Raw genomic sequence first — 11,980 nt, 5'->3', positions numbered from 1 at the left:
CAGTTAAGCTGAGACTCGCCGCATTTATTCCCGCGCAACCAGTGAAGTAAATCAAAGGAAAAACGAAACAAAACCCACCCACCCACCAACCAACCAACCCAAAGAACTGGTGGGTGGGTTGGTTTTAGTCTTGGAAGTTAAGAGGGTTACTAAGCGCCCTCTGCAGTTTGAGCTTTACCACCATCTAAACGTGGTGGGTCTAAACGGGCCCCTATCTGACGCGCCGAGTAGCGGAGTCAAAATAAGGAGGAAGGGAGCGACTGTCTGAGCTCCGCGGTGGCCTGCGCCCTTTGCAGGCCGCTAGGGCGAGTTTCGCGACCGCTTATGCCTAAGTCCGGCAAAGCAACGGACGAAAGTCCTAAGTTGAGCAACGCAGGAAACAAGCGGAAGCTAGGGTGCATTTCTTTTGGTTACATTTTCTTTGGGCAAGCAAAGAAAAGTAACTCGCCTAGAGGCGAAAAACAACGGTAAAACAGAGCGAAAAACCATCCAAAGAAATACCGATTAAAACCGCATAGCAAAGTGCAGCAGTTGTGCTCTACTGGAACAAAGCTAGCCATGAGCCTTGCCTGGATGGCCGTCCCTCGAAACTTCGCTACGCTACGTTTTCCAGCCTCCACCGGAATGACGGACTGGTGTAGCAATGAAGGTTTGCGCATGCACGATGCCTTCTGCCGTCTGGCTAGCCGCTCAACATTCCGAATGTGACCATTCCTGCCACTTTGCAATGGCATGAGTCTTGCATCACCTGCAAGTCCTCCTGCCTGTATGTGACATGAATAGTCCAACCAAATTCTTACTGCCGAAAGTGATACATAGCCTGCGCCTGTCTGACTTGCTGCGCTTGCTGGTCACGCATGGCCGTGCGGAAAAATCACTGGCAGAAAAACTGCACCAGGACCGTAAGCGCGACAGCTCCCGGATACATCCTATCGTGATCGTCGCCGACCAGAAATGGCCTGACCTGCACAAGCCATCACAACTGCTGACGATAGACACTCTGAGCCGCTTTGTCGCTGAGCAGGCTGAAGTCCCTTTCTACCAGATAGACCCGCTGAAACTGGATTTCAGTGCCGCCGCACAGATCGTGTCACAGGCTTATGCCGAGCGCCTGCGCATCATGCCTATCACTGTAAAAGCAGGTGTAGCGACCATAGCCACGGCAGACCCTTTCCATCAGGAGTGGTTGCCTGACCTTGAGCGCATGCTGAAACTGCAGATCCAGGTGGTGATGGTCAACCCGCTCGATCTGCAGCGTTATTTACCCGAGGTCTACCAGCTTTCTGCCGCGATCAATTCTGCCAATGCGGCCAAAGCCGGGCAAATCGTCGGCGTACAGAATTTTGAGCAATTGATCGAGCTGGGTAAAGACCGCCAGCTGGATGCCAATGAGCAACATGTGGTCAACATTGTGGACTGGCTGTTTAAATACGCTTTTGAACAGCGCGCCAGTGATATCCACCTGGAACCTCGCCGCAATCTGGGGCTGATGCGCTTTCGCATTGATGGCGTGTTGCACCAGGTGTATCAACTGCCCAGCAATATCATGAATGCGATCACCAGCCGTATCAAGCTGCTGGGGCGTATGGATATGGTGGAAAAACGCCGTCCGCAAGATGGCCGCCTGAAAACCGTGAGCAGCGATGGCAAGGAGATAGAATTGCGTCTCTCGACCATGCCGACGGCTTTTGGCGAAAAGCTGGTGATGCGTATCTTCAAACCGGATGTCCTGGTGCAGGATTTCCAGTTGCTCGGTTTCTCCACACGCCAGAGCGAGCTATGGGCGCAATGGACGCACCAGCCGAACGGCATTATCCTGGTCACCGGGCCGACCGGCTCGGGTAAAACCACCACGCTGTATACCACGCTCAAACAACTGGCGACCGATGAGGTCAACGTGTGCACGGTAGAAGACCCGATAGAGATGATAGAACCGGCATTCAACCAGATGCAGGTGACACAGAATATCGGTCTTGGCTTTGCCGAGGGCATACGCACGCTGATGCGCCAGGACCCCGACATTATCATGGTCGGCGAGATTCGCGACCAGCAAACAGCGGATATGGCGATCCAGGCGGCACTGACCGGGCATCTGGTACTTTCCACCCTGCACACTAACGACGCGCCGTCTGCCATTACACGCCTGCTGGACCTGGGCGTGCCGGCTTACCTGATACATTCCAGCCTGCTGGGCATTATGGCGCAGCGCCTGGTGCGTACCTTGTGTCCGCATTGCAAAACTGAAGGCCAGATTTCTGATGCTGAATGGAGCAGTATCACCCGCCCGTTCAAAGCGGCCAAACCACACAAGGTCATGCAAGCCGTCGGTTGCCAGGAATGCCGCAACACCGGCTATCGCGGGCGCACCGGCATTTATGAGATGCTCACCCTCACGCCAGCCATCCGTAAACTGATCACACCAGAAACCGACCTGTTACAGCTACGCCAGGCAGCGACCCAGGCCGGGTTGCAGCCATTGATGCTCAACGGCGCCGAAAAAGTGGCCGCAGGCATGACTACGGTGGAAGAAGTGTTGAAAGTCGCGCCACCGATAGAAATGGATTAAGCATGCATTATTTTGTCGCTTAAGTGGCGATCACTGGTAACGCAATGCTTCTATCGGGTTTAACCTGGCCGCTTTTCTGGCCGGGTAAAAGCCAAAGAATATCCCTATACTCACAGCCACGCTAAAAGCGATCAACACCGACTGGCTGGAAACGATCACTTCGGCCTGCGTGAATACACTCACCAGCACAGCCCCACCTACGCCGATGACTATGCCTATCAGGCAGCCAACGGTGGAGATCATGATGGCTTCGAGCAGGAATTGCATCAGGATATCGCGCTCGCGCGCGCCTATGGCCATGCGCACGCCGATCTCGCGCGTGCGCTCAGTCACCGATACCAGCATGATATTCATGATGCCTATACCGCCGACCAGCAGCGACACCGAAGCGATCGCGCCCAGCAATAAAGACATGGTACGTGCGGTTTCGGCGGCCGAATTGGCGATAGCCGTCAGGTTACGCACTGAAAAATCGCTATCGGCGCCCTCACGGATATTATGGCGCTGGTTAAGCAGGCTATTCAGCGCATCTTCAACCATGCCCATCACCGCATCTGATTCTGCCTGCACAATAATCTGCCGCACCGAGCCGGGCAGCTGGTTACCAAATAATTTTCTCTGCGCGGTGGTCAGCGGTACGATGATAGTGTCATCCTGGTCCCTGCCATCCAGAGTTTGACCTTTGCTATCCAGCACACCCAACACCACGAATGGCCGCTGGTTGATGCGTATGGTTTTGCCGACAGGGTCTATATCATCATCGCCAAACAGGTTCTGCACCACGGTTTTACCCATTAGCGCCACGCGGGTGGCAGAGCGGGTATCCGAATCCAGAAAAGCATACCCGGCTGCCAGATTCCATGACCTGACGTCCAGGTAACTGGCAGTGGTGCCTATGATATCGGTATTCCAGTTATTGCTGGCATACACTACCTGGCCCTTGCCGGTAGTCACCGGTGCCACGCCAGTCACCCCATCCAGCTCGCCTATCGCGTTCGCGTCTTTCACATTCAGCGAAGGCGCATTGCCGGTGGCGGATCGCGCGCCACCAATACGGGGCGGACCCGACAGCACCACAAACAAATGGCTACCCATGGCATTGATAGAGCGTTTCACCGAGGCTTCGGCGCCCTGGCCTATCGCCATCATCAGCACCACCGCACCCACGCCTATCACCATGCCCAGCATGGTCAAAAAAGTGCGCAGGCGGTTAGCGCCCATGGCGTGCCAGGCCTCGCCCAGCATCGCGCTAAACATGGCAGGCTCCTGTTGATGCGTGATCTATGGAGTGGACTGGCATCAGATCGCCCGCCCGGTCTGGGCGTGATGGCTGGTATCTTCTACCACCTTGCCATCCAGAAAGCGGATCTGGCGTCTGGCATGCTCGGCGATATCCGTCTCGTGCGTGACTAGCACGATGGTGATCCCTTCCTGGTTCAGGCCATCAAAAATCGCCATGATCTCCTCACTGGTGGTGCTATCGAGATTGCCGGTGGGCTCGTCGGCAAGTATCAAGCGGGGCTGGTTGACCAGCGCACGCGCAATGGCCACCCGTTGCTGCTGACCGCCAGAGATCTGATTGGGCCGCGATTGCATATGTTTGCTCAGGCCCACTTTTTTTAATAACTCACTGGCGCGTGCATGTCGCTCCTCTTTGCTTAGCCCGGCATATACCAGCGGCAGGGCGACGTTATCCAGCAAGCTGGATCGCGCCAGCAAATTAAAGCCCTGAAACACAAAGCCTATGGTTTTATTACGCACCCTGGCGACTTCGTCTGCGGCCATGGTGGCGACTGCATAGCCATCCAGCACATAACTGCCAGCGCTAGGCATATCCAGGCAACCCAGTATATTCATAAAAGTCGATTTACCTGAGCCGGAAGGTCCCATAATGGCGACATAATCACCCTGCGCCACTTGCAGGTTCACATCGACCAGCACCGGGAAAGGCCCGGCGGGCGTTTGATACGCCTTGTAGAGATGATTCACTTCTATCACATGCTGTTGCATGATGCCTGCTGACCTAAAACATTCTTGGGCCGCGCGGGCCATTATTGTTGGCGGTGGCCTTACCCTGGCCATCAGCCTGCAGTTCACTGACGATCACCTGGTCACCCGCCGCCAGCCCGTCTCCAGTCACCACCGTGGAGCGGCCATCTGTCATGCCTATGTGCACGCGCACCATTTCTGGTTTGCCGGCTTTTAATACATACAGCTTACCCACCGCCAGTTCACGGCTGCCGTGGTGTTGCTCGCGGCCGCCTTTGCCTGAGCGTCTGTCAACGCCTTCTCTGCCCGCGCCATCTCTACCAGCGCGGTTTTTCCAGTCTTTTTTACGCTCCCCTGCAGGCAGTTGCTCCAATGCTTTCTGCTCAGCCTCGGCCAGCTTTGGTTTATAGCGCAAGGCGGCATTGGGCACCAGCAAGGCGTGACGCGCACGGTCAACAATAATATTCACATAGGCAGTCATGCCGGGCAGCAAAGTCAGGTCGCTGTTATCTACCGACACCACCGCGTTATAGGTGACCACATTGGAAGTATTGGTTGAATTCAACCTGAGTTGCTTGACCACGCCATCAAAATTGCGGTCAGGGAAAGCGTCTACATTAAAACTCACTTTCTGGCCCTCTTTGATCTTGCCGATATCCGCTTCGGCAAAACTGGTATCTATCTGCATCTTTGCCAGGTCCTGCGCGATCTGGATCAAAGTCGGGGTCTGGAAACTCGCGGCCACCGTCTGCCCGACATCCACCACCCGATTGACGACCACGCCAGATACCGGCGAACGGATGATGCTGAAATTCAGGTTGGTCACATCACGCGCCAGCAAGCCGCGTGCGGTTTCCAACTGTGCCTTGGCCGATTTGCGTACCTGCACGGCCGTATCCAGCTCCTGTTTGGAGACATATTCCTGGGCATACAATTCGCGCATACGTTTTTCATTAGCGACGGCCAGTTCCACCGCTGCCTCGTTATTTCTCACACTGCCTTTAGACTGTGCAATCTGTGCGTTAAAGATCGCATTATCCAGCTCCATCAACACCTGGTCTTTTTTAACCACATCATTAAAGTCTACATAGATCTTTCTGACGATGCCGGAGACCTGGGTACCGACGCTGATCAGGCTGACCGGGTTGAGCGTGCCATTGGCGGCCACGGTCTGCTCTATATTGCCTTGTGTGATCTCATCCAGCCGGTACAGGTCTTCTGGCCTGGGTTGATGTGTCTGCTTGTAATATAGGTAAGTGGCAGCCGCAACGCCAAGCAGCAGTAGCACAACCAGTATTTTTTTGATGCTTTTCATAGTGTCGGATCCGCTTAATTATTAGAGGCCGCCGTGCCTGGCAGTGACTGGATCATGGCATGATCAAGCGCACCCATAGACTGTGCCAGCGTGGCGCGCGCCACATTCGAATTGAGTCCGGCCTGGATATTCTGCTGGCGCGCGTTTGCCAGCGCGCTCTGCGCATTCAGCGTATCAATGATATTGCCAACGCCGGCTTTATAGCGCCCCAATGCCACACGGTAGGACTGCTCGGCGCTTTCGAGCAAAGTCTGGCTGGCAGTCATAGACTGCAAGGCGGTGCGCAGATTCTGGTAAGCACTCCACACATCCAGCGAGATCTGCAAACGCAAGCGGTCACGCTGGGCAGTACGCAGATCAGCCGTCGCCTCAGCCGCGCGTATGCGGTAAGTCGGCGCGTAACCGGCAAAGATCGGGATAGCCACCGTCACACCGAGCGTGGTCGCGCTGTTACCGGCCAGCTGTGAGCCGTCCTGCAAACTATTGGAAACCCCGATTGAAATAGTAGGCTTGCTCAATGCCTTGCTGGCATCAATATTCGCCTCAGCCGCTTTCACCTGTGCCTCACTGGCTACCAGGTCCGGCCGCCGCTGCCCGGCTTGCTCAATAAACAATTGCACATCTTCAAGAATATGCGGCGGTGCTTCACTCGCGCTGCTGGCCAGCACGATGCTGCGGTTGGCAGGCAAACCCATGACATTCGCCAGGTTGCCATAAGCAATTTTAAGGTTACCCTCGATAGTGATGCGCTGCAGGGTCAGCTGCGCATAAGCGGTTTGCGCCTGCAACTTATCTGCCGGCGTCGCCACCCCCGCCGTATAGCGCGCATTGGCGGCCTTAAAGCTTTCTTCCCCCGCCCGCTCGGCTTCGCGCGCAGCAGCCAGGGCAGCAATATTGGCTTGCACCTGGTAATAAGAAACAATGGTCGTCAGCAATATATTCTGCACCACGCTACTTTGCGTGGCACTGGCTGCCAGCAGCAATTGCCGCGCATTTTCGAGATTGGCTTTGCGGTTGCCAAAATCGTACAGCAGGTAACTGGCCACCAGGTTGTTAGACACCGTCATATTCGGGTTGCTGCGGGTAGCCAGTTGCGGGCTCAATACGCCGACATTGCTACCCAGGGTATCTGTCACCACCGGCAAATAAGCCGATTTAGCCACCCCCAGTTGCGCCGCCTGAAAGCGTGCGCTGGCCCAGACCTCATTGGCCTGCGGATTATTACACAAACTGATATCCGCCACGTCCGCAAGCGTCAGCGCCTGATCCAACCGCACTTGTGCACACGTATCACCCGAATAAGTTCCGGGAATCTTAGGCAGCGTATTGATCCGGGTTTCCAGCGGATCGCCATCGTCGTACCACAACGACTCCTGTGCCTGTGCCCACCCGGTCAGGCATAAGCATGCTAAAAATAAAAACTTGCACAGGATATTCAAATCATTCACTTAGGGGAAAGCAGATGCGCTATCTTAATGGAGAGGGGTGGTCGCTGAAAGAGAGCGATACATTTTGATACGTTCCTGGCCGACTGCTCAGCTCGTTGTTACTGCCTGACGCATAGGCCATTCTTCGCAACGGCTGCTGCGGATCAAACTGACCCGAGCCTTCAGCTACAAGCGATGCAGCTAAAAGTCTATTGATGACCCAGCAGAGTAATGGCTTACTTTACTGCGCCCTTTCGCTTCAAATGCGCATATCTGCCATGTATCATTTGTGACAATAAATGTTGCCCGGATATCTTTGAAAGCCAGAAAATAGCCAGCACATGCACAACGACCAGCCCCATCAGGCAATAGCTCAGAATCGCGTGCGTCTCCACCGGCCAATCTTCCCCCCACAATGCATCGGTACGACTCAGCCATCCGCTGATTGCAAGTGCTGCAATCAAGAACCACATCAGATAGACTGCCCATTGCCCAAGCGGATTATGGCCTTTATGCGGTTGAACCTGCCCCCGGCGCATCTCTGCGAGATGCAAGCTGATGGCCGCTATGCCCGGCCAATAAAACCTTGCCGACTTGAAATGCGTGACACAACCTAGCAATATGCGCCCCAGAACTATCGCCACGACCATGTAGCCAAGCGAACGATGGACCCAGTCTGTTTCATACCAGAGGTGGCTCATCAGCCATAAGGTCATCACGCCGCTGGCCACCAGCCAATGACTGAGGCGGACCCACCATGGCCATACGGTATCTGCATCCATTGCTGAAGCCTGGGCTTAGTCTTTCAAACCTATGGCCTTAACGATGGCCAGCGTTTTCATATCGAAATAGATCTCGACTTTCTTGCCTTCTTTATTGCGTCCGTAAATCTCGTAACAATTGCCATCGATCTTGAATTTTTTGATGGTGTAGCCCTCTGCGTCCAGGGCTTCTTTAAGGCTTTGTTCAGAAGCCCATTCCTCTTTCGGGTAAGACTTGCAATCGGCGGCTGCGTATGCCGAAGTGGCAGTCAGTAAAAAAGCACCTATGAGTAAACCAAAGCTTGTTTTTTTCATTGTTTTTTCCTTTTATGATTGATACAACTCTAGCTGACGGATGTCTTGCAGACTGGATACACCAGTCAACGCCATCGTCATCTCCAATTCGTCCCGCATCCAGCGGATCACTTTTGCAACCCCCATCGCGCCTTCGGTGGCGAGCCCCCAAATATAAGGGCGACCTATACATACTGCATCCGCACCCATCGCCAGTGCTTTAAACACATCCTGACCACTGCGGATACCACTATCGACCAGGATTTTGCACTGCCCACCGACGGCGGTCACAATCTGTGGCAAAACAGCAGTGACTGTGGGTGTATTGTCCAGTACCCGCCCACCATGGTTGGAAACCACAATACCTTCACAGCCGACATCAACAGCGCGTCTTGCGTCGTCTACATGCATCAATCCTTTGACCAACAAAGGCACTGTGACCTGCTGACGTAACCACTGCACATCCTCCCAGGTCGGCGCCTGTGACATCCAGCCATCAAACACGTTACTTTGTCCGGGGCTTATGGGTCTGGGAGACAGCGCTTGTGCAAGATTGACTGCCGAAATTCCCTCAGGCAGATCCATAAGCGACTGCTTCACTGGCGCATCTACCGTAAAAACAATTGCACTGGTACCGCTAGCTATGGCTTTCTGTACAAGCACCAATGTGCGGGCACGATCACCCTGCCAGTAAAGTTGAAACCAAAGCGGTTGTTGTGCCTGTTGAATGATAAGTTCAATGGTTTGGCTGGCAAGGCTGCTGACCATCATTTGTCCTTGCTGCGCATTACATGCAACGGCAGTGCCTATTTCACCATCGTCATGAAATAGTTTTTGATATGCCACCGGCGCCAGCAGGATAGGGTGCGCCCAACGCTCTCCAAACATCTCGCATGCGATATTGGCATTGTGCAGATTTTGCAGCGGCCTGGGCATGAGTTTCTGTGCCTGCCAGGCCATTTCATTAGCATTGAGCTGATGCCCATCACCCGCATCAGATTGCAGGTAATGCCAGATGGCGGCGGGCAATTTAGCCTGCGCTTGTTGTAGGTAATGAGATAAAAGTGGCAACGGTTGCATGACGTATAGCCAAAAATGCAGTTAGTAAAACGCTGTCATTTTAACAGCGGCCTTCATGGAGACATTTTACTCATATTTCATAAGCTCAAGCACCCTGCTGCACATTATACATCCTTGTATATATTGATAATAATTCTCAATTAAAATAAAATTTCGCCTTTGTAAAAATAGTGATTTTTAACAATTTTTATAAAAAAACAAAACATAATATTTATAAATAGGGATACATATGAAGAAACCGTTAACACCATCACACTCACGTGATGCATTAGGGCTAAAGCCCATCTCGCAAGCCGTTTTTCAGGCTTTCGGGGTGTTCGTCAGCGCCCAGATGCTTTCATTCAATGCCTACGCAGCAGAGCCGCTCAGCCAACTGCCTGACGTTGAAGTCACCGACAAAGCTCTGGCTAAGGAGCCAGCAGCAACGGGATATAACCCCAAGAAATCAGCGAGCCAGAAATTTGTTGCGCCGTTGATCGACACGCCAAAATCTGTCACCGTCATCTCTAAGGACGTCATTGAAGACAGCGGCTCACTCACCATGCAAGATGCGTTACGCACTGCGCCCGGCATTACGTTTGGTGCAGGCGAAGGCGGCATTGCAGTAGGCGATCGCCCTTACATTCGTGGCTTCGAAGCCATGGGCTCTATTTTTGTCGATGGATTGCGCGATATCGGCCCGCAGGCACGTGAGGTATTTGCCATTGAGCAAATGGAAGTCATCAAAGGGCCTAGCGGCGCTTATGATGGCCGCGGCTCTGCTGGCGGTAGCATCAACATCACCACCAAACAGGCGAGGAAAGGCGACTTTATCAAAGGCTCTATCGGCTTAGGTACCGACAGCTTCAAACGCGCCACCGTTGACGGCAACTTTATGCTGGGCGACAACTCGGCATTACGCCTGGTTGCCATGGGTCATGATGCGGATATCCCAGGCCGGGATCACGTAGAAAATAAACGCTGGGGCTTTATGCCATCGATCACTTTGGGTCTGGACGGCCCTACGCAGTTGAATGCAAGCTGGTACCATCTTGAAACAGATGACACACCTGACTGGGGCAACCCTTACTATCAACCAGGTGGCTTCCCGATCGGCAAACCAGTCGGGGATAAAGACAACTGGTATGGTGTGAAAGGTCGTGATTTCGCAGAGTCTTCTGCAGATATCGGCACGCTCAAGATTCAACATGCATTCAATGAGAATGTCACTCTGCGCAACACCACCCGCCTGGCAAAAACCAGAAATGATTATGTTGCGACGCGCCCGACGATCAGCACAGCCTTACTCATGCAAAACAGGCAGGTGACGCGGGATTTAAGAGGCCGTGATGCACGAGTAGACACCATTGCCAACCTGACCGATGTGACTGTGAATTTTGACACTGGCTCACTGAAGCACAATCTGAATGCGGGTATAGAGTTTTCACGCGAAAAGCTTGATAACTACACCTATGCCGGCGGTGTGTTACCTACAGGAACGACCAGCCTGGATAACCCGGATGCAAACACCGCATCCACTCCCACCTCCAGAAACAATCATCCTTCTTTCGAAGGCAGAACCATCAACCGATCTGCTTATGCTTTTGACTCTATCGACCTGTCTGAAAACTGGATCATTAATGCCGGCTTGAGAATCGACAGCTATCGCACTGAAATTGAAAACAATGACGTCGTGACTGGTGCGCAGACATCGCAGTTTAAAAATGACAATACATTCAAAAACTACCAGTTGGGTGCAGTTTACAAACTACAGACCAATGCCAACATTTATGCGACATATGCAACCTCCAGTTCACCTGTAGGATTGAATCTAGGCATGTTTGACTATGCAGGTGGTCAATTAGTAGCGGGTACTCAAAGTCTTTCACCCGAAAGAAGCAAAACGGTTGAGCTTGGCACCAAATGGATAGTGCTGGATGATTTATCTGTGAATGCCGCCATCTTTAAAACGGTGAAAGATAATGCACGCGTACCTGTTTCCACTGGCTTTGATAACTCGGGCGAAGTAGAGGTAAAAGGCTTTGAATTCAGTGTGGCAGGCAATATCACTGAGCAATGGAAAGTCTTTGGCGGCTACACTTACCTGGATGCAGAACAAACCAAGGCTGGAACGGTGGGTGATGCAAACGCGGCAGGCGGCCCAGCATCCAAGGGCAAACAAATGTACGGGATCGCAAAAAACAGTGCCAGCTTATGGACCACTTATCAGCTACACCCTGATGTGACCATTGGTGGTGGTGCATTCTATGTAGATAAGATCTACGCTGATCCGGCTAATGCAGGTTACATTCCATCATACGTTCGCTGGGATGCGATGGCCAAGTACAAGATCAACAAAAACTTTGATTTACAACTCAACCTGCAAAACCTGACTGACGAAAGATACTACAGCGCAACCTACTTTAGACATAATGCCATTCCTGCACCTGGCAGATTGAGCTTCTTAACCCTCAACATTAAATATTAAGCTGCATAGCTTAAAGTAAAATCCCTCATGGGTTTCCATGAGGGATTTTTTTATATCCTCTAGCTGAATCAACTCAGCTGG

At 52.8% G+C, this 11,980-nt stretch carries 9 protein-coding genes; 2 read left to right on the top strand and 7 right to left on the bottom strand.

Annotated features, from left to right (window positions below):
* The first annotated feature begins 775 nt into the window (after positions 1 to 775).
* Positions 776 to 2,566 (top strand): GspE/PulE family protein, encoded by a 1,791-nt coding sequence (locus tag ACT6RZ_RS01845; protein ID WP_444700478.1) that lies wholly within the window; start codon positions 776 to 778, stop codon positions 2,564 to 2,566.
* A 30-nt stretch (positions 2,567 to 2,596) separates the two neighbouring features.
* Here the strand turns inward: ACT6RZ_RS01845 and ACT6RZ_RS01840 are convergent, their stop codons facing one another.
* From ACT6RZ_RS01840 to ACT6RZ_RS01810, 7 genes are all read right to left on the bottom strand, one after another.
* Complete coding sequence (locus ACT6RZ_RS01840) at positions 2,597 to 3,823, bottom strand: ABC transporter permease (protein ID WP_444700477.1); 1,227 nt, start codon at positions 3,821 to 3,823, stop codon at positions 2,597 to 2,599.
* Positions 3,824 to 3,865: 42 nt separating this feature from the next.
* Entirely contained in the window at positions 3,866 to 4,576 is a 711-nt protein-coding gene (locus ACT6RZ_RS01835; protein ID WP_444700476.1) for an ABC transporter ATP-binding protein, read from the bottom strand.
* A 13-nt stretch (positions 4,577 to 4,589) separates the two neighbouring features.
* On the bottom strand, positions 4,590 to 5,870 hold the full coding sequence (locus ACT6RZ_RS01830) for an efflux RND transporter periplasmic adaptor subunit (RefSeq protein ID WP_444700475.1): 1,281 nt from the start codon (positions 5,868 to 5,870) through the stop codon (positions 4,590 to 4,592).
* Between the two features lie 14 nt (positions 5,871 to 5,884).
* Positions 5,885 to 7,303, bottom strand: coding sequence for a TolC family protein (locus tag ACT6RZ_RS01825; RefSeq protein WP_444700487.1), 1,419 nt, complete (start codon positions 7,301 to 7,303; stop codon positions 5,885 to 5,887).
* 230 nt (positions 7,304 to 7,533) lie between these two features.
* On the bottom strand, positions 7,534 to 8,079 hold the full coding sequence (locus ACT6RZ_RS01820; RefSeq protein WP_444700474.1) for a cytochrome b/b6 domain-containing protein: 546 nt from the start codon (positions 8,077 to 8,079) through the stop codon (positions 7,534 to 7,536).
* Positions 8,080 to 8,094: 15 nt separating this feature from the next.
* On the bottom strand, positions 8,095 to 8,373 hold the full coding sequence (locus ACT6RZ_RS01815; protein ID WP_444700473.1) for a PepSY domain-containing protein: 279 nt from the start codon (positions 8,371 to 8,373) through the stop codon (positions 8,095 to 8,097).
* A gap of 12 nt (positions 8,374 to 8,385) precedes the next feature.
* Entirely contained in the window at positions 8,386 to 9,432 is a 1,047-nt protein-coding gene (locus ACT6RZ_RS01810) for an alpha-hydroxy acid oxidase (RefSeq protein WP_444700472.1), read from the bottom strand.
* 229 nt (positions 9,433 to 9,661) lie between these two features.
* On the opposite strand from ACT6RZ_RS01810, the gene ACT6RZ_RS01805 reads away from it, so the two are divergent.
* The gene (locus ACT6RZ_RS01805; protein ID WP_444700471.1) at positions 9,662 to 11,899 is read left to right on the top strand and encodes a TonB-dependent receptor; all 2,238 of its coding nucleotides are present in this window, start codon (positions 9,662 to 9,664) and stop codon (positions 11,897 to 11,899) included.
* The last annotated feature ends 81 nt before the right edge of the window (positions 11,900 to 11,980 follow it).

The organism is Methylophilus sp., from assembly GCF_052437885.1.
Classification (GTDB): Bacteria; Pseudomonadota; Gammaproteobacteria; order Burkholderiales; family Methylophilaceae; genus Methylophilus.
The sequence above is the reverse complement of the archived record's forward strand: the minus strand, read 5'-3'. Positions and strand labels throughout refer to the sequence as shown.

Bases quoted from the DNA above. Each gene is read 5' to 3' on its own strand.
- ACT6RZ_RS01845 (WP_444700478.1), top strand. From the start codon at position 776: ATGAATAGTCCAACCAAATTCTTACTGCCGAAAGTGATACATAGCCTG.
- ACT6RZ_RS01840 (WP_444700477.1), bottom strand. From the start codon at position 3,823: ATGTTTAGCGCGATGCTGGGCGAGGCCTGGCACGCCATGGGCGCTAAC.
- ACT6RZ_RS01835 (WP_444700476.1), bottom strand. From the start codon at position 4,576: ATGCAACAGCATGTGATAGAAGTGAATCATCTCTACAAGGCGTATCAA.
- ACT6RZ_RS01830 (WP_444700475.1), bottom strand. From the start codon at position 5,870: ATGAAAAGCATCAAAAAAATACTGGTTGTGCTACTGCTGCTTGGCGTT.
- ACT6RZ_RS01820 (WP_444700474.1), bottom strand. From the start codon at position 8,079: ATGGATGCAGATACCGTATGGCCATGGTGGGTCCGCCTCAGTCATTGG.
- ACT6RZ_RS01815 (WP_444700473.1), bottom strand. From the start codon at position 8,373: ATGAAAAAAACAAGCTTTGGTTTACTCATAGGTGCTTTTTTACTGACT.
- ACT6RZ_RS01810 (WP_444700472.1), bottom strand. From the start codon at position 9,432: ATGCAACCGTTGCCACTTTTATCTCATTACCTACAACAAGCGCAGGCT.
- ACT6RZ_RS01805 (WP_444700471.1), top strand. From the start codon at position 9,662: ATGAAGAAACCGTTAACACCATCACACTCACGTGATGCATTAGGGCTA.